The sequence below is a fragment of the Winogradskyella psychrotolerans genome (assembly GCF_018860565.1).
Classification (GTDB): Bacteria; Bacteroidota; Bacteroidia; order Flavobacteriales; family Flavobacteriaceae; genus Winogradskyella; species Winogradskyella damuponensis.
In genome coordinates, this window is sequence record NZ_JAHKPS010000028.1 from 186,085 (window position 1) to 205,205 (window position 19,121).

Annotated in this window: 15 protein-coding genes and 1 riboswitch; of the genes, 8 read left to right on the forward strand and 7 right to left on the reverse strand. The window is 31.9% G+C overall.

Annotated elements, in window-relative coordinates; all coding sequences use genetic code 11:
* The first annotated feature begins 12 nt into the window (after positions 1-12).
* Positions 13-1,782, forward strand: coding sequence for a tetratricopeptide repeat-containing sensor histidine kinase (locus KO504_RS14610; protein ID WP_252723706.1), 1,770 nt, complete (start codon positions 13-15; stop codon positions 1,780-1,782).
* A 119-nt stretch (positions 1,783-1,901) separates the two neighbouring features.
* Here KO504_RS14610 and KO504_RS14615 read toward each other — a convergent pair whose 3' ends face one another.
* Positions 1,902-5,717, reverse strand: coding sequence for a T9SS type A sorting domain-containing protein (locus tag KO504_RS14615; protein WP_215928040.1), 3,816 nt, complete (start codon positions 5,715-5,717; stop codon positions 1,902-1,904).
* Positions 5,718-5,739: 22 nt separating this feature from the next.
* Complete coding sequence (locus tag KO504_RS14620; RefSeq protein WP_215928042.1) at positions 5,740-6,573, reverse strand: DUF4412 domain-containing protein; 834 nt, start codon at positions 6,571-6,573, stop codon at positions 5,740-5,742.
* Between the two features lie 374 nt (positions 6,574-6,947).
* Here KO504_RS14620 and KO504_RS14625 point away from each other — a divergent pair, with 374 nt between their 5' ends.
* Together KO504_RS14625 and KO504_RS14630 are read left to right on the forward strand one after the other, a co-directional pair.
* Positions 6,948-7,499 (forward strand): RNA polymerase sigma factor, encoded by a 552-nt coding sequence (locus tag KO504_RS14625; RefSeq protein WP_215928044.1) that lies wholly within the window; start codon positions 6,948-6,950, stop codon positions 7,497-7,499.
* A gap of 2 nt (positions 7,500-7,501) precedes the next feature.
* Positions 7,502-8,218, forward strand: a complete 717-nt coding sequence (locus KO504_RS14630) for a tetratricopeptide repeat protein (RefSeq protein ID WP_215928046.1) — start codon at positions 7,502-7,504, stop codon at positions 8,216-8,218.
* 3 nt (positions 8,219-8,221) lie between these two features.
* On the opposite strand, the gene KO504_RS14635 is transcribed toward KO504_RS14630, so the two are convergent.
* On the reverse strand, positions 8,222-11,254 hold the full coding sequence (locus KO504_RS14635; protein ID WP_215928047.1) for a CHAT domain-containing protein: 3,033 nt from the start codon (positions 11,252-11,254) through the stop codon (positions 8,222-8,224).
* Positions 11,255-11,553: 299 nt separating this feature from the next.
* Complete coding sequence (locus KO504_RS14640; RefSeq protein WP_215928048.1) at positions 11,554-12,123, reverse strand: DUF3109 family protein; 570 nt, start codon at positions 12,121-12,123, stop codon at positions 11,554-11,556.
* Positions 12,124-12,293: 170 nt separating this feature from the next.
* Here KO504_RS14640 and KO504_RS14645 point away from each other — a divergent pair, with 170 nt between their 5' ends.
* Genes KO504_RS14645 through KO504_RS14655 form a run of 3 tightly spaced genes read left to right on the forward strand, consistent with a single transcriptional unit; the run spans position 12,294 to position 13,691 of the window.
* The gene (locus tag KO504_RS14645) at positions 12,294-12,875 is read left to right on the forward strand and encodes a MarC family protein (protein WP_215928049.1); all 582 of its coding nucleotides are present in this window, start codon (positions 12,294-12,296) and stop codon (positions 12,873-12,875) included.
* Between the two features lie 10 nt (positions 12,876-12,885).
* Complete coding sequence (locus KO504_RS14650) at positions 12,886-13,086, forward strand: hypothetical protein (RefSeq protein ID WP_215928050.1); 201 nt, start codon at positions 12,886-12,888, stop codon at positions 13,084-13,086.
* On the forward strand, positions 13,086-13,691 hold the full coding sequence (locus tag KO504_RS14655) for an FAD-dependent oxidoreductase (protein WP_215928051.1): 606 nt from the start codon (positions 13,086-13,088) through the stop codon (positions 13,689-13,691). Before KO504_RS14650 ends, KO504_RS14655 begins: the two co-directional genes overlap by 1 nt.
* Positions 13,692-13,695: 4 nt before the next feature.
* On the opposite strand, the gene KO504_RS14660 is transcribed toward KO504_RS14655, so the two are convergent.
* From KO504_RS14660 to KO504_RS14670, 3 genes are all read right to left on the reverse strand, one after another.
* Positions 13,696-15,306 (reverse strand): S41 family peptidase, encoded by a 1,611-nt coding sequence (locus KO504_RS14660; RefSeq protein ID WP_215928293.1) that lies wholly within the window; start codon positions 15,304-15,306, stop codon positions 13,696-13,698.
* A 1-nt stretch (position 15,307) separates the two neighbouring features.
* The gene (locus tag KO504_RS14665; RefSeq protein ID WP_215928052.1) at positions 15,308-15,760 is read right to left on the reverse strand and encodes a deoxycytidylate deaminase; all 453 of its coding nucleotides are present in this window, start codon (positions 15,758-15,760) and stop codon (positions 15,308-15,310) included.
* Positions 15,761-15,866: 106 nt separating this feature from the next.
* Positions 15,867-16,457, reverse strand: coding sequence for a HupE/UreJ family protein (locus KO504_RS14670; protein WP_215928053.1), 591 nt, complete (start codon positions 16,455-16,457; stop codon positions 15,867-15,869).
* Between the two features lie 135 nt (positions 16,458-16,592).
* Positions 16,593-16,717, forward strand: a riboswitch (SAM riboswitch).
* 116 nt (positions 16,718-16,833) lie between these two features.
* Here KO504_RS14670 and KO504_RS14675 point away from each other — a divergent pair.
* On the forward strand, positions 16,834-17,904 hold the full coding sequence (locus KO504_RS14675; protein WP_215928055.1) for an aspartate kinase: 1,071 nt from the start codon (positions 16,834-16,836) through the stop codon (positions 17,902-17,904).
* A gap of 4 nt (positions 17,905-17,908) precedes the next feature.
* A complete protein-coding gene (locus KO504_RS14680; protein WP_215928057.1) occupies positions 17,909-19,078 on the forward strand; it encodes a trans-sulfuration enzyme family protein in 1,170 nt (389 codons plus the stop codon).
* Positions 19,079-19,121 lie beyond the last annotated feature (43 nt).

Here is a 19,121-nt window from a genome sequence, read left to right on the forward strand (position 1 = left end):
GATAGTGTAAAAATGAAACGTTTGCTTAGCGTTTCTAAAAACATTTCCGCCCATGAAACCTGTAGCTATGCACTTAATGCTCTAGGGGTTATCCAAAGAAATATTTCTAAATATGATGAGGCTATTGCCTTACACGAAGAAGCAAAAACTTATGCAGATAAAGCAAAAAGCACCGAATTTAAAATTATTAGCCTAAATATGATTGGCGTTGTATACAGGCGAATGGACATGGTTAAACTAGCACTTGACCATCATACAGAAGCTTTAAAAACAGCCTATTCAGTCATAAACCCGTCACTAACAGTAACCAAAAGCATTGCAGTTTCACAAAATAGTATTGGTAATATTTATTTGGCTTTAAAACAATATGATTTAGCCATCAATCAATTTAATAAATCTCTTAAAATTGAAAAAAGCGTAGACAATAAACTAGGCTTAGCTATTAATTATCATAATATAGGCTATGCAGAAGAAGCTAAAGGCAATTTAAGTTCTGCCTTATCCAATTTTCAGAAATCATTAGGCTATAATAACATGATTGATTCTGAAACCGGACGCCTTATTTGCTATAATAGTATTGGAGAAGTTTATCTTAGACAAGAAAATTACGAAGAAGCAGAACCTATTATTAAAGAGGCTTTAAATAAAGCTCTAAATATTGACGACCAATACTATATTTCGGCTTCATACCTTAATCTTGGTCAATTAGAAATAGAAACCAACCAACTCACTTCTGCAGAAAAGCATTTAAAGAAAGCGCTCAATATTGCAACTTCTTATAATTTAAAATCTACTGTAGCAGAATCTAGCAAACTACTATCTGAACTTAACCGTACCAAAAAAGATTTTGAAACAGCATTAAAATATTACCAACAAGCTGTTGAAATAGAGAACACCATATTAACTGAGCAAAATTTACAATATGTAAATGACATTGCAGTTGAATATGAAAATGAAAATAAAAATAATCAAATTAAAGCCTTAGCTTTAGAGAATGAATCTGTTCGTTTACGACTAGAGCGAAACAAACAGATCTTACTATACACATCCTTACTTATAGGAATAATAGGTGTCTCCCTTTTTATTATCCACAGAACAAAAGCTTTAAAACGAGACAAACATATTTTAACCTTAGAACAAGATATGTTGCGAAGTCAGATGAACCCTCATTTTATATTTAACTCGTTAAACTCCATTAAACTTTACATTATTAATAATGATAAAACTAATGCAGTTTATTACCTCAACAAGTTTTCAAAACTAATTCGAAAAATCTTAATGGCGTCAAAAGAGAAAGAAACATCCCTAAAAGACGAGCTCGAAACCATGAAGTTGTATATGAATATTGAAAACATTCGTTTTGATAATGAAATAAATTTTAACATCACTGTAGATCCAGCAATAAATACTGAAGCAACCAAAATACCCTCTTTAGTGCTTCAACCTTTTTTAGAAAATTCGTTATGGCATGGTTTATCTTCAAAAGATAGCAACAAAAAAATAGATCTTATTGTAAGTAAAAAATTACCCAATTTTATAACCGTTGAAATTATAGATAATGGTATTGGCAGAATTGCATCGCACAAAATTAATGAGAAGAAAAAACTAGAACGAAATTCTGTAGGTATAGATATCACAAAAGCAAGATTGGCTAATTTTTCAGAATCATTTCAAAATTCATACACTTTAGAAATTGAAGATTTGTACGAAAACGAAACCCCTTCAGGTACTAAAATAATCTTACACATACCTATAAAATTAAAGTCTCAATTTATACCCTAGATCATTTTATATAAGCTCCTGACCTGCTTATGCAAATAAAGTCATTATAAACTACAACGTATTTTTAATTACAATTAGCAATCAAAAATACGCTGTAACATATCAGTATTTTTAATGTATTAATTAATAATTAGTTTCTTGCTTAACGTGCCACGTTCAGAACTTACTTTTAAGATATAAGTGCCACCTGACAAATGAGAAACATCAATTTGCTTGCTTTTAGTTTCCAATACTTTATGACCTAAAATAGAATAAACCTCAACGTTTTCAATTTGTAATTTTGTCTCTATATTAACTATTGAGTTTGAAGGATTAGGATACATTTTAAACTGAGACTCTAAATTCTCATCTACAATACCTAAGGTTTCTATGGTTAAGAAACGTACTTCAATGACATTGGTAATAATTGCAGGATTTTGATCAAAATAGATATTAGCACTATTATTTACGATGGTATCTTCTGCAATGCCTTCTTCGGCCTTAATCTTAAACTTTATATAACCGTCATTGTTGGCATCATCAAAAGGTAAAAAGATATCATTAAAGCTAAATTTTAAGACACTTTCGTCTGTCCCATTTTTAAGAATATCTACAGTATAATTATGGCTTGCTTCTATTACTTTTACAGAATTAGGATCTAAATTAGCATCTAACACATCCGTAACAACCACATCTTTTGCTGAGAAATTCCCTGAGTTTTCAAAACGAATGGTATAAGTTAACCACTTGCGCTCAATATGTCTATCATTAACCACCCCAGGAACTCCTTCATCTACTAATTTATCATTAGGATCGTATGAACTATAAATTTTAGTTGCGTAAGGACCTGGTCCATAAACTTGTTTAGGATCTAAGTATGGTGGATCTATATAAACATCGTTTGGATTTAAATATGGCGTGTCGTCTGCATCAAAACCACTATTATTTTCATCACGATCTTCAAGAGGAAATAAAATTATAGGATCTGTAAGCGGGTTACTATTAGTATCTTCAAAATTATCCGAACCCATCTTTGAAACACCATGATTTATAACTACACCTGATTCAGAAGGATCAAAAAGGCCAGTTTCAATTTCAATTATATAAGTGTTTAGCGGACTTACAGTAGGTATTGTTACTGTTATATCAGTTTGCGCTCCAGTTTCTGTGATATTTGGTGTAATGGCTAATTCATTTTGTGTGTAAGTACCTAATGGTAGATCTACGTTCCACTTATTATTTCTTTGATCAATAGTCACTTTTTCTATAAGCTGAAAGCCTCCATTAGGATCTAACTCATACACTTTTACATCATCTATTGAAGGTAAAACATTTGTACTATTTTCATCCTGATTTTTAAAGGTATAGGTAACTTCTAAATTGTTAAACGTTTTTGTTGTTGACAAATTACCGATTGCAGTAGTGTAGGTATTTTCAAAATTAGCTCTTATAAATCCCCAAGCTCCTAATTTAGAACTACTTTTTACAAGTAAAGAATTTACAAACTTAGGTTTCAATTGAAAATCGTTACCATCGTAATTTTGATTGTTAGCACCAACAACGACTTCTAATTGCCTATTTGAAGCCGTAACAAATTGTCCTATAGTTGGTAAAGTGATTTCATATGTTGCATTTTCATCATATATATAAAAGGCATAGACACCATTGGTATTAGTAAATGTAGAATACACATTCCCATTCAGTTTTAAAGCCACTAATTGACCTGCATATTCTTCACCTGCATCAAAAGCATCATTCTCATTAAGGTCGTTATAAATTAAACCAGAAACATTATAAGTTTCACCTTCAGTTCTGTATTCCTTAGCCATATCTGCATCTGTTAACTTAAATGTGTTTAGAGAGGCATGTGTCCACATGGCACCTTGACTATCAATAGATAAATCATCCGGTCTATAGTGTCCTAAAGCTGGCAAAATAGAATTGTTACCCTCCAAAAAAGTGGTACTAAATGATACGTTGGATGTTCCGGCGTTTTCAATTTTTACAATGGCAGCATTATCATTTAATAATACATGTGCAGTATTATTGGTATCTACTATTAGAGACACAATATTAAAAAGTTCAGAATAATTAGCTGCCGGATATGTTGTGAACGCACTACCATCATAGTAAATAAGCCCATTAGATCTCACAAACCACATCGCACCATTTGGTGCTGCAACAGTTGGTTTTATTAGTCCTAAATTTTCAGTAAATGTATAATCTGTTGTTGTTGCCGTACTGGTTTCAAATTTTTTAATGATAGAACCATTACTCACATTTTTAGAAAACCAGGCATCACCATTAGAATCTACCTGAAAATCATAAATATTCTCATAGCTATCATCTAAATCGAACGTCGCAATTACTTGGTTGTATTTTAGAACTTTAATCTGTAAGGTACTTTCGTTATACCACCAAACCTCATCTTTATGACGCACTAACCCATTTGTGTTTTGATTTGTATCGTTTAATAAACCGTAAAAAAGAGGTGTATCTATTTTAGTAATTTTAGTGCCATTTACGCTTAACGGTATAATAGGCTTATCATCTGTATCGATTGCTGCATAACTACCAAGATTAGGCACGTTAGAAAACACAAATTGTTCGTCATTAGCTTTACGATGTACAATGACATCATCATACCAATTAAACCACCACATACCACCATCATCATCTGGTAAATTATAATTAAACCGTTGGCTAGACAAGTAAGAAATATTACCTGTCTCAGTATCTGTTATCGAAGACCAATTTCCATTATCATTTACCAAGATCTGATCAACACTACTAGAACCCGAAGAAGCTGAAAACGTTGTGAAATAAAACTTACCGTTTTTATAAAAGATATTATCTGGCACATATGGAGACTCCACACCTAATTGTGGTAAATCTGTTAATGGTATTTGCTCCCATTGTGGCATACCTTGATCAAACTCTAATTTAATCAAACCTGAAAAATCAAGCGCTGTACACCAAATTGTACCAGCATTATCTAGAGCTATATTACTAAACTTATACGTATAAGCAGGATTAGTAGCTCTTGGTAATTCATATTGCTCAAAAGTTTCATTTGCAATATTAAATTTAAGAATACTACCATCGTTAGTTTCATTTAAAGCTAACCATAAGTCACCATTATCATCAAATTTAAGATCATTTACATAGTCACTTGGAATACTTGGTGTTGAAGTGGTATTGTAACTCGTAGTTGTATAATCTAAAACACTTACTTTAAATAAACCAGATTGAATACCAAAATACAGATGATTATCTCGATAGGTGAATGTTGGAGAATTAAGTGCACCACTCGATAACTGCGCAGCACTGATAGAAGAAGATAATGCGCTTACATAAACTAGACCAAGTGTCTCATTATAGCTATATAAATAAGTATTGGCACCTTGACGCGCAATAATCCAAGCAACATCACGATCCTCATCATAAGTGAAGGTAACAGGACTATGAAAATTAGGAAATCCTATGGTTGCTATCGTTTTTTGAGTACGATTGTAGGTATATAAAAAGCTATCACCACCAGAAAAAATAACATTGTTATTGGGCATAATTAAAGCACTTCTAAAAATATTATCATTCTGCCAATCTCCAGCAGTGGTAAAATCTGGAATAGCAATATTTGGTACATTTTCATAAGTGCCATCTGTTAGCTTAATAGATAAGCCCTCATTAGTTACAAATGCTTCATCTGCATTGGCTCTATTTTCTACCATAAACCTTATGTTTCTGTTATTAAGCCCATAACTTTCTTCTACAACTCCTAAATTTCCGTAGCCATCGCAAAAGGTTAATTTACCAGCCGCTTCTGGTATGGTGTTACCGCATTCATTAGCATAAAACACTAATTTAGTTCCTGGAATATAAGCTTCAGATTTAGTAATTTGAGCACTAATTGCTATTGAAAATAACAAGGTTAAAGTGAGTAATTTTGTTTTCATGATTGGTTGTTTACGTCTATAATTAATTTTTGCTACCTAATTCACTTAAAGAACCATACTGACTTACGTCTAAGGTATAATCTACTTTTTTAAGCTCGGTACATGTGGTTTTAAAATTGTTATTGCTGTTTTTATCACTAGTAAATTCGGCTTCTAACATAAGACCATTTTTTAAATCTTTTAGAAGCGCTTTATTAAAGCCTTTAGGCATGTTTTGATTTTTACCAAAGGCAGAATACAAACTAATTGGCGCATTATTTGCCATGTAAAAATGCATGGTTCCGTCGTTTATTTGGGTTTTACACCCTTGACAATTGTACCCTAAAATCTCTTTGGTGTCTGTTTTTTCTAATGTGAAACTATTGGTGTTTTCTTCTAAAGGATCTGCTTCAGGAAGTTCCATAGCTCTATATATTTTCTGACCATTTACATCCATAAAGGTGATAAATGCACCTCGTTCACTATCCATTATTGTTTTGCTGTTTTTTGAAGTATCAAACTCATCTAAAATCACAATTATACCAATGTACGCTGCTTCTTTTTTTAGCATATAATACATGTCAATCTCTTTATCTTGAGTTTGCGTTTTCATGCTATATTTCCATTCAAAATGATAGCTATCGGGAAGCTTAACATCTACTTTTTCCGTTTTTAGATCTATATTATCTATGCCATTTTCAGCCTCATCAAATACTTTGTCTATATTTTTATTGACGCGTCGTTCTGCTCGGTTTTCTGCTTCTCTTTCAATTTTCTTCTCTGCTTTTTTAGCTAATTTCTTCCAAAACTGCGCTTGAACAGCATTACTCATTAACAGAAAAACAAGTGTAAAAAATAGTGGTTTTAGTGCTTTCATATGTATTGCATTAACGTGTTAACAACTCGGCATTTTCTATTTAGTGTTTGTATAAAAAAAAGGTAAACACAATTCTTTATTTTTTTTATTGTTAATTTGAAATCTTACTTTTTGATACGTTTAAATACTAAAGCAGAAAAAAAAGCCTTTGACAAGTTTAAAAATTGTGTTTTCATAAAAAAAGTTTTTAATTGGTTGGCATTCCTAACCTGAAGCATCAATAATGTAAACTTCTTTATTTAGAACACTAACACATAATATTTATAATTCATTTCTCTTTTAGTATTCTTATTATCAAAAAGGTAAATATGTCTTGGTTCTTTTTAATACGTTTAATTTATGTTGTTTACTTTTGAACACTTAATGACACTAATATGGCAGATAAGGTTCTTGTTGAAGCTTTAAAAAAACGAAATTCAGAGGCACTGAAGTCCGTTTATTTAGACTACAAGACAGTTTTTATTGGATTTGCAAAAAAATATCCTTTAGATGAAGCAACGGTTATTGATATTTATCAAGATGCTATTATCGCGTTACATGATAATGCCGTTAATGGAAAATTAGACCTTTTAAAAAGTGAATTAAAAACCTATTTGTTTAGTATTGGAAAATACATGATTTACAAAAGGTTGAAGCAACAAAAGAGTATGTATTCCATTGATAAGGATACCACTTTAGACCGCTTAAAAATAAATACTGATTACGCAGTAGATTTAATAGAAGACCTATCAGAAGATCAGCAAAAATTACAAATCGCCTTTAAAAGTTTAGGTAAAAAATGCAAAACCATATTAACACTGTTCTATTACAGAGGCTTTACTATTGATGAAATTACAAATGAATTAAACTATTCGAATAAAAATGTAGCAAAAAGCCAAAAATCGCGTTGCATAAAATCCCTTAAAGACCTGATTTTCAAATACTAATTATGACTAAAGACCAACTCATAGCACACTATTTTTCTAAAACGCTTTCCCCTGAAACGCAAAAGGAATTTGACCATTTATTGGCCACAGACACCAAATTTAAAAAAACGTTTAAATTCCAAAAAAACCTTAAAACCGTCATCAAAAAAGAAACGCAAACACAATTAAAGGAAGAACTACAGTCCATTGAAAACTCTACAAAGACATCATCAAAAACATACATAAAATGGCTTGTTGCCGCTTCTATTATTTTATTATTAGCGCTACCCAGTTTTTGGTATTTTGGACCATCAAACTTAGATAACGACGCGCTGTTCGCAACTAATTTTAAACCCTTTGAAAACGTAGTGCATCCAATTGTACGCGGAGAAGATTCTAACGATTTAAAAACAAAGGCTTTTATTTCTTATGAAGCTAAAGAGTATGAAGAGGCACTTAATTATTTTAATGCTATTTTAAAGGAAAGTGACAATGCTACAATGTCTTTTTACAAAGCCAATGTTTTATTACAATTGAATAAGAATGACGAAGCTATAAAAATATTGGAACAAAATAATGAGTTACCAAAAAAGCTAAAAACCCAACAACAGTGGTACTTAGCACTAGCTTATATTAAAATTAACAACACTAAGAAAGCTAAAGCGAGTTTAAATACAGTGATAAACAATGGTACTTATAAGACAAAGGCAGCCGAGCAGTTATTAGAGCAATTGGACTAGAAGCTATGCCGCTTTCTTCGCCTTTCTTTTGAAGAACCCAAAAACTAATAACACTAAACCAAAGCCTCCTAAAAAATACCAAATATCATCAGAGTCTTTAGTTGCAATAGATGAAATATCACCAGAAATAACAAAACCAGCCCAATAATAAGGATGCTTTAATAATTCATTTTCCGTACTATTTAGATAGTCTTGTTTCGCTAATTGTAACGCTTCAGATTTATCAGAACCCTCTTTAAGATGCTTATAAAATGCAATCATAATTTCCTGAGTAGCAGCATCTGGTGCACTCCACAAACTTGATAATACGGAAGGCACTCCTGCTGCTGTAAAAGCAGTATTCATAGACACAATACCTTTTCCTGTTTTTAACTCTCCAACACCTGTATTACAAGCACTTAAAACTACCATATCTGCATTGAGGTTTAAACCATATAATTCTGAAATATAAAGTTGATGATCCTTATTATTGTCCGAAAACACCAAACTACTTAGTTCAGAGTCGTCATCGTTTAAAAATGAATGCATTGATAAATGTAGAATGGAATAGTCAGGCGATAACGACTTAAATGTTTCTTTTGAAGCTCTGTCATTTGTATAAACATCACTATTTTCAAACAAATTAGAAATTGAGGAAACCTCCCTTAAAGCTCCTTCTAAATGATAAGGCTCACCTCTTACTGCTAATTGTTTATTTGACGGAGCAAATAATGTATAAGTAGGTGCAAATAAAGCAATTTTTCGGTTTTCTTGATTATTGTGTATTGGTGAATTTATAAAACTCAAAGCAGCTGCATAACTCACCTTTGTTTGATTAAGAACATAAGTATCATTAAAAACTAAAAGTTCAAAAGGTAAATAATGTAGAATGTCGTCTGGTATAATGTGAACGTTAGCTATAGTCGAAACGTCTATACCTCCAAGTAAATCATTATAAAGACTTTTAGAATGTTGTTTTATGGTTTTAACAGGAATATTGATATCCTTTAATTCAGAAACAAGACCCTCAACCTTAGCACTTAAACTCTTGTAATCTTCTAATTTTGTTACTGCTATTTTATGATCATAATAGCACACTCTAAACAGTTGGTCTTCAACAACTTTAAATTTAATAATGTAACTATCTTTAAAGGTTTCAAGATTTTGAAGCGGATTGGCTATATTAACAAGCTTTGAAACATTAAAACCATCTTTTTGCAACTGTTCGTTAATCGTTTTAAGTTTTATATTTTCCTCAAAAATAAGCTGACTTAAGCTATCTGATTTTGACCCTATATTTTTTTTCTTTAAATATGTTATGTTAGAACGTATTTGTTGTTCTTTTTTAACTATTAAATCGGCCTCTGTTTTACCTGATGTTGTTCTATTTGCTAGAAATGTGTTTAGTAAAAATTTAGCTTCAATAGCTTCAGTGAAATTTAAAAAACGTATTTTATCTTCTTCACTAATTAGACCTTCAGAAGCTTTGTTATAGAAATACAATCCTATTTGATCATAGCTCTTTTTAAGTTTATCGTTTAAAAATTCTTGGTTAAAATTAGATTCAAATTGTTTTAGAGCTAATAAAAAGAGATTATGCTTAACCGTGTCATCTTTTGATAAGGAATCATTGAGAGCATCCACAATTTCTAAGATAAGTTCAGTATCATTTAAATCTAAACTCGGTGTAAACTCATTATAAGTGATAGTTTTAATATCAAAAGCACTATTGGCATCAGAAAAACCATGAATTAATTTATTAATATAACTGTAAGCTACATCTTTACTATTATTTCTAAAATTCAATGAAACATTAAGGATTAGCATATCCTTTTTAATAAATTGAGGTAAACCTTTTACAGTTTCTAGTTTTTTCAGTAATTCTTCTGCTTCAAGAAACCGCTGTTGATCTATATAAATATTTATTTTTGCTACAGTAAACTCTTCTTCAAATTTTTCGAAACTTAAGTTTTTATGAATTTTTAAACCTTCATTCAGGAAAGCTAATGCCTTATCATTATCTTTTGAGTAATAAAATTTTGAAAGTATAATGTGTGCTGTTGCATAGAAGTCTGTTTCAATATCATCTAAAGCATTTTGAGAATTAATTTTCTTCATTTCTTCAAAATGATATAAAATAAGAGCTTCCTCACCAGTTTTTCTATAAATTTCCATTAGTGCTGAGTGAAATTGCAATTCTTTTTTTACACCAATTTTACCCATTCTATAACGTTGGGTTTCTTCTGCATTATTTTGATAAATTTTTAAACCTTTATTTAAATAACCTGCTGCAGTTTTGTAATTTCCTTGTCGCTTTTCATATTCTGAAAGATCATTATAAACACCTAATAAATAATCTAAATTAGGTCGTTCAACACTATTAAATAAGGCTTCTGCTTTTTTTACATATTTTAAACGCTCAGAAGGTATATTTAAAAAATTATCATGATAAACCATGGCTAAATCTTTATAAACACTAGCCATTACATTGGTGTCTTTTACTGTCATAAAACCATAAAATCGCTCAGCTTCTTTAAATACCTCTACAGATTTATTAAGCCTACCAACTTCACGAGATACTACACCAGAACCGTGTAAACTTTTAAGCAAAACTAATGAGTCTATTGTTTTACATTTATAATGATACGCTATAGATTTACCAACATAGACATCTGTATCTTCCATGTTGCGAATAAAATTATGCGCAATAATATACATACGCCTATAGGCTTGGTAAAGTCGTTCTGGTTTTGCGTTGCGTTCTTCAAGTTCTAAAATTTGAGATTGAAGTTCCTTATAAATCGGTTTATTAATTTCAGGATTGTCTACATTGAGTTCATTTTTACTCATTGCTAACAACAAATTTAAAAACGGAATGGTATCTTTTTGATTTACCGCAGCTAATTCAATTGCTTTCTCTCGTGGTTCTATAGCATTTTCAAATTGAAATAGTACTTGCAGGGAATCTGCGATTTTTGTGTACTCTTGCCAGGTTGTTTGGGCAGGTAAAGCGCTAAAACAAAAAAGTAAACTTAAAGTAAGATAAATGTGTTTCATAAATAGAGTCAGTTTTCAAATACTTAATTCAAAAACCTATCAAAAATAGACCTATAGGTTCAGATTATAGCTATAAAAAAGCCTAATATACTATTTATAAGAAACTTACCTATATTTCTCTATCACTTTTATAATTCGATATAACAATTTCACCGATTTCTAGAATCAGTGCTTCTGTTTTACATTTATAAAAAAGCTTGAGTGCACATGGGGTTTTAATGAGATTCTAATAACAAAACTTAAGTCTTATCCTTCTAGAACTTCATTATACTTATATATTTGTTTAAGCGACTTAATTGTTAGCTTTTCATTTTTTCTGCAACCTTCTCCAACTCAGCATACCAATCTTCTCCAAATTTTCTAATAAGGGCTTCCTTTACAAACTTGTATATTGGCACTTGTAATTCTTTGCCTAAAGCACAGGCATCGTCACAAATTTCCCATTTTTCATAATTAACACCAGAAAACTCAGTGTATTCCTTCACTCGTATTGGATATAAGTGACAAGACACTGGTTTTTTCCATTGAATTTCTCCCTGATTATAGGCTTCTTCAATGGCGCAAAGTGCTGTTTTTTTCTCATCAAAAATAACATAAGCACAATCTGCTCCATTAATTAAAGGAGTTTCAAAATCTCCAAAACTAGAGGTAATTGAAGTGCCTTGCGCTTCAATAGCATCAATTCCTTCTTGGCGAAGAAATGGCTTTACTTTTGGATAGATATCTTCTAAGATTTTTACCTCATCTTTATCTAAAGGCGCACCAGCATCTCCATCTATACAACAGGCTCCTTTGCAGGCTGAAAGATTACAAACAAAATCTTTTTCTATAATGTCTTCTGAGACTATGGTTTTTCCGAGTTGAAACATCCGGCAAAAATACTTAAACTTAACCGATATTTAATATTGCAAATATGTAATATTATCGCACCTTTGCAAAAAATTTCAAATCCACAGCGGATGTTTAGCCAATAAGATCATAAAAACCAAATACTTATAGCTATATTAAGAAACAATATAAAGATTAAAATCACAACGAAATGCAACTTAATTTTAAAGAAATATTTACAGCTTTTATGATCCTTTTTGCCGTAATCGATATTATTGGAAATATTCCAATTGTCATAGATTTACGTAAAAAAGTTGGACATATTCAAAGTGGAAAAGCCTCTATAATAGCTGGTGTAATCATGATTATTTTTCTCTTTGTTGGAAAAAGCCTGCTAAGTCTTATTGGTATAGATGTTAACTCGTTTGCTGTTGCAGGTGCTTTTGTCATCTTTTTTATTGCTTTAGAAATGGTTTTAGGTATTACACTTTATAAAGACGATGAACATAGTGCTGTTACAGCTTCTGTTTTCCCATTGGCTTTTCCGCTTATGGCAGGACCAGGAACATTAACCACTTTATTATCGCTACGTGCAGAATTTGCCATTGAAAATATAATTGTTGCTGTAATTAGTAATGTTGTTGTTATTTATATAGTATTAAAAACATCTTCAAAAATAGAACGTATCATAGGTACCAACGGAATTAATATTATAAGAAAAATATTTGGCGTAATTTTGTTAGCCATAGCAGTAAAGTTATTTGCCCACAACATTAAAGCTTTACTGGTTTAATTTTTTAAACATGAAAGTATTTACACTAATTTTATCCGCTATTGCATTAGCACTCATTATTTTTAATGCGACAAAGTTAAATTTTGAAGCGCTTTTTGAAGGAGAAAGTCAGACCGCACTAATTACAATTACGGCTGCGTTTTGTGCAATTATTTTATTACAGATTCTTAGAATTTCTAAGAAGATTGAAAAATTAAGCAAACAACGATAATGACTTTTGATGCTCTAATTATTGGCGGTGGAGCTGCAGGATTATCTTGCGCTTTAGTTTTAGGTTCTGCACAACACAAACCTTTTGCAGAAGGCAAGCACATTGGCATTATAATGCACCAAAAAACATCGCATTTACAAACCGCTTTGTTTAATAATGTTTTAGGATTACAAGCAGGTACGCTAGGTGCAGACATTCTAGAGGATGGTAAAAACCAATTAACAGATCTTTACCCGCACATCTCTCAGATTGAAAATGAAAAAGTAAATGCTATCGAAAAAGATCACGGTGATTTTATAGTTACTACAAATCAAAACAGTTACCGATCTAAAATTGTAGTTGTTGCTGTAGGCTACACTAACTTAATGACCATAAAAGGTCTTAAAAACTACACAGAACCACACCCAAGAGCTGCTATTGAAAAAGATAGAATTTGGTTAAAAAACACAGATCATCTCATTGAAAAAAACCTTTACGTAGCTGGCACTTTAGCCGGTTGGAGAAGTCAATTTGCCATGGCATGCGGAAGTGGCGCACACGTAGCGACAGATATTTTAACGCTTTGGAATAATGGGAAACACACCAAAATTCACGATAAAATATAAGCGTTTAATTTTGTTTAAAGTTTGGATATTCTTTGCTTAATAAAATCACTTCTTGCACCATAATATCCTCTTTATTTATAATTTCTTCAAACGCATTATCATCAAATAACTGACGTGCAAGTGTGGCTTTAATAAGGCGTCTTATTTCGTCATTATAGGCTACAAACGTAATATTAGTACGTTCTTTTTTATTAACATATTCTTGAAAACGCACAACGATATCATCACTAACTTCAAAATTATTAATGAAATCGTATTTTGAAATATCTTGATATATACTGCGATCTTTATCTAATTCTTCAAAGACAAAATAACCAAAATGACCGCGTCGTCTTAGATAATTTATAGTTTCATTATCAAACAAACGATCAACAGGAACAAATACATCTGGGATGATGCCTCCACCTCCATAAACCACTTTTCCTTTTGGTGTGGTAAACTTTAATGAATCATCAACTTCTATGCTTTTTTCATCAATCAGTTCTCCTGTCCTTAAACGCTTGTAATAATCTTTGTAATAGTTTTCACTATCTCCATTAGTATAAGGTCTTTGAATAGAACGCCCTGTAGGAGTATAATATCTAGAAACAGTTAGTCTTACAGCACTTCCATCTCCTAAAGCCATTTCTCGCTGTACCAATCCTTTTCCATAAGAACGTCTTCCTACTATTATACCTTTATCATTATCTTGAAGTGCTCCAGCAATAACTTCGCTTGCCGATGCAGAGTTTTCATTTATTAGAATATATATTTCGCCCTCTTCAAAATCTCCATGTTGTGTTGCATATATGCGTTCTTCTTTTCCTTTTTTGTCTTTAGTAAACAGAATCAGCTTATCGTCTTCTAAAAATTCATCAGCAATCTGCTCTGCAACACCCAAAAACCCTCCTGGATTATCCCTTAGATCTAAGGCTAGTTTTGTAGCGCCAAGTTCTTTTAATTCGCCTAGTGCCAACTTAAATTCCTTAAAAGTAGATTCTGCAAAACGATTCATTTTTATATAACCTAAATCGTCCGTTAGCATATAAGCTGCATCTACACTTTTAATTGGAATACTTTTGCGTTTTACTTCAAACTCTAAAAGCTCCTCTTCACCTTTTCTAAAAACCGTCAATTTGACCTTGGTGTTTTTATCACCTCTAAGCTTATTTCCTATAAAATCATTATCAAAATTAACTCCATACAGTGTATCTCCATCTGCTAAAAGAATTCGATCTCCACTCATAATTCCAGCACTTTCACTTGGCCCACCCTCTGTTGGTTTTACTACAGCTATAGAATCTCTATAAGGATAAAAATTAATACCAATACCTACAAAATCACCTTTCATATTTTCAGTGATGCGCTGTAAATCCTCTTTAGGAATATACATCGAATGTGGATCTAAATTGTTTAAAATCCCATTAACAGTAACATCTACAATGCTATCTGTGTTAACCTCTTCTACGTATTCGTAATCTATATAATCTATTAAACGGTTGAGCTTATTCTTTTTACTATTAGTTGAAAAAAGATTATCTGAAGTATCTGCAAAATTTAATTCGCCACCTATAATAACTCCTGCTGCAATTGCAACGCCTATAATTAGTGGTATGTATTTATTTTTAGTTGCCATACTATTTCCCATCAGAATGGGAATCTGCATTTAAGTCTTCTATTAACTCTAGTTCTATACCTGCTTTTCTTAAAAAATCAATTCCCGAACAATCCTTATAACCTTCATGATACACCACTCTTACAATACCAGCTTGATGAATTAGTTTACTACATTCCTTACAAGGCGACAACGTAATATAAAGCGTCGCTCCTCTACAAGATTGTGTAGATGATGCTACTTTTAATATAGCATTGGCTTCTGCATGTAACACATACCATTTGGTATATCCTTCATCATCTTCGCAATAATTCTCAAAACCTGTTGGAGTGCCATTATAACCGTCAGAAATTATCATTCTATCTTTTACAATAAGCGCACCAACTTGTTTGCGTTTACAATGCGATAATTTCCCCCATTCTTTAGCTATACGTAAATAGGCTTTGTCGTAACGTAATTGTTTTATATCTGACATTAATTCTTGTTCTTGTACAAAGTATACTAGTTAGTAACGAAGATATAAGCTTAGTATTTTATAACCAATTTACTATCAGTTAAAATTTTACCAAACTTTTAAAATTTTACTTTAAAAAATCACTTTGCGTAATCATTGGAATTACCAATCCAATAACTATAGCTGAAAGTACCATCATCCAGTCACGACGTGAAAATCTAAATACCGTTTGACATAAAAACCCTATGAATAAAACGACAAATACGATAATGACTTGCGCAAGTTCAATACCTAAAGCAAATTCTATTAGAAGTTCCAATTTATTTTCTGATTGCCCTGAAAACATTTTAAATTCTCTTGCAAAACCCAAGCCGTGTATCAGTCCAAAAAATAAAGTTGTAAAAAATAGTAGGCCAAATTTATTCGTTTTAGATTTTTTACCTGCAGTAAACACGTTGTAAATGGCCATGATTAAAATAGTAATTGGTATTAAAAATTCTACTAACTCACCATTAATACTCACCACTCCATAAGCTGCCAAAACCAATGATAATGTATGGCCTAAGGTAAATGTTGTAACTAAAACCAAGACACGTTTCCAATCATTAAAAACATAAGGTACAGCTAATACCATTAAAAAAAGGATATGGTCATACCCATTAATATCTAAAACGTGGTTCATGCCGTATTGTACATTAAACCAGAAATTTTCTAACATAATTATTGTGTTTGGGAAAACCAAAGTTACAATTAAAATGCAATATGTTTCCATTAAAATAAAGTGAATAAAATTTGTGTAATCCTATTTTCTTTCGGAATATTGTAACGCACAAAGTTCAAATGACTTACTGAAATGTTATCAAGAAAGGTGGAGGGATTAGACCCATTGAAGCCTTAGCAACCCTTAAATTTATTAAGAAGGTGCTAAATTCTACTTAATTAGCGATTCATTTATCGACTAATTTAGATAGATAACCCAACAAAATTACCGTTTCACGGTAAATAAATTCTTTATAACATTTTTCTATTAACTCCGCTTTAAGCGGTACCATTGAGCATTTGGTTTAATTTATTTTAACTCAAAAATTAGAAAAATGACAACTATTAACATTGCGGTTTTCGGCATCGGAAATGTGGGAGCTACATTGATCAATCAAATTCATGAGCTCAATCAAAAATTACGCAAAGAACAGCAACTCAATTTACGCATAAGGTCAATTGCTAATTCTACCTCCGCTCATTTCACGGATGCCATTAGTAAGAATTGGCAAACGGACTTTACCACCTCAGCTGTACCTTATAATATTACCGACATTATTGCATATTTTAAAGCAGAAAATTTAGAACATGTTGTAGCCATAGACGCTACCGCTAGCGCATCATTTGTTGCACAATATAAACAGTTAATTGAAAATGGTTGTCATATCATTTCCGCTAATAAAATAGCAAACACCTTAAATCATCAATTTTATCAAGACCTTAGACTCACCCTCAAGAAAAATAAAAAGAAATTTTTATACGAAACAAACGTAGGTGCTGGACTACCAGTTATAGATACCATTAAAAATTTATATCGCTCTGGCGATAATATTATTAAAATTAGAGGTGTTTTTTCTGGCTCTTTAAGTTACATTTTCAATACCTTTTCTAAAGAGACCTTAGCTTTTAATGAGGTTTTAAGTAGCGCTACCAAAAAAGGGTTCACAGAACCCGATCCAAGAGAAGATTTATCAGGTAAAGACGTTGCGAGAAAATTACTCATTTTAGCTCGTGAACTTGGCATTCAAACCGAATTAAATGACGTCGCTATAGAATCTTTAGTACCAGAACATCTCAATGGTAATACAACTTTAGATGAGTTTGAAGCGCGAAGTTCTGAACTGAATCCCATTTTCGAACAACATAAAAAATCTCAAAATCCAGAATCTGTATTACGTTATATAGGTGAATTAGACACCAAACATAATACCCTAGAAGTCAAATTAATTTCAACACCTAAATCTTCAGCTTTGGGGCAACTAAAAGGATCTGACACTTTATTTGAAATTTTTACAGAAGAATACAACGAACAGCCCTTAGTCATTCAAGGTGCTGGTGCTGGAAAAGCAGTTACCGCAAGAGGTGTCTTATCAGATATTTTAAAACTAGCAGTAAATCTAAATTAGTTTTATGAAGAAATTATATACAGAAACAAAAGCCATACGCACACAAATAGAGCGATCACAATATTTAGAACATTCTAGTCCAATGTATTTAACATCGAGCTACGTGTTTGAAGATGCTGAAGATATGCGCGCCTCATTTGCAGACGAAAAACAACGAAATATTTACAGTCGCTATTCCAATCCTAATACTTCTGAATTTGTAGAAAAAGTATGCCAAATGGAAGGTGCAGAACGCGGTTATGCCTTTGCTTCTGGTATGTCTGCTGTATTTTCAACATTTGCAGCCTTATTAAATTCGGAAGACCACATTGTATCTTGTCGTAGTATTTTTGGTTCTACACAAACCCTATTTAATAACATATTGCCAAAATGGAACATTGCAACGAGCTACTTTAAAATGGATGAATTAGATACCATCGAAAATCTAATTCAACCCAATACCAAAGTGATTTATGCTGAGAGTCCAACAAATCCGGCCGTAGATATTTTAGACTTACAACGCTTAGCCGATATTGCAAAAAAACAGCATCTCCTATTTATAATAGACAATTGTTTCGCTACGCCATATTTGCAACAACCCATAAAATTTGGTGCAGATTTAGTGATTCATTCCGCTACAAAATTAATGGATGGACAAGGCCGTGTTTTAGGTGGTGTAACCGTTGGCCGTGCAGAATTAATTCAAACTATCTATTTATTCTCAAGGAATACAGGCCCTTCACTATCCCCTTTCAATGCTTGGGTTTTATCTAAAAGTTTAGAAACCTTACCAGTTAGAATAGATAGACATTGTGATAATGCTCTAAAAGTTGCCACTTTTCTTGAGCACCACGAGCATGTAAATTTTGTAAAATACCCCTTTTTAAAATCACATCCACAATACGAATTAGCAAAAAAACAAATGAAATTAGGAGGAAGCATCGTTGCTTTTGAAATAAAAGGAGGTATTGAAGCGGGAAGACAATTTCTCAATTCAATTAAATTATTATCACTCACAGCAAATTTGGGAGATACCAGAACTATAGTAACGCATCCAGCATCAACAACCCATGCTAAAATACCAGAAGATATTCGTTTAGAAACAGGAATCACCGCTGGTTTAATTAGAATTTCTGTGGGTTTAGAACATCCTGAAGATATTATTAACGATTTAAAACAAGCCCTAGAAAACTAACGTCAGTTCGAGTGATTTTATAACATCGGAATAAAATTGTATC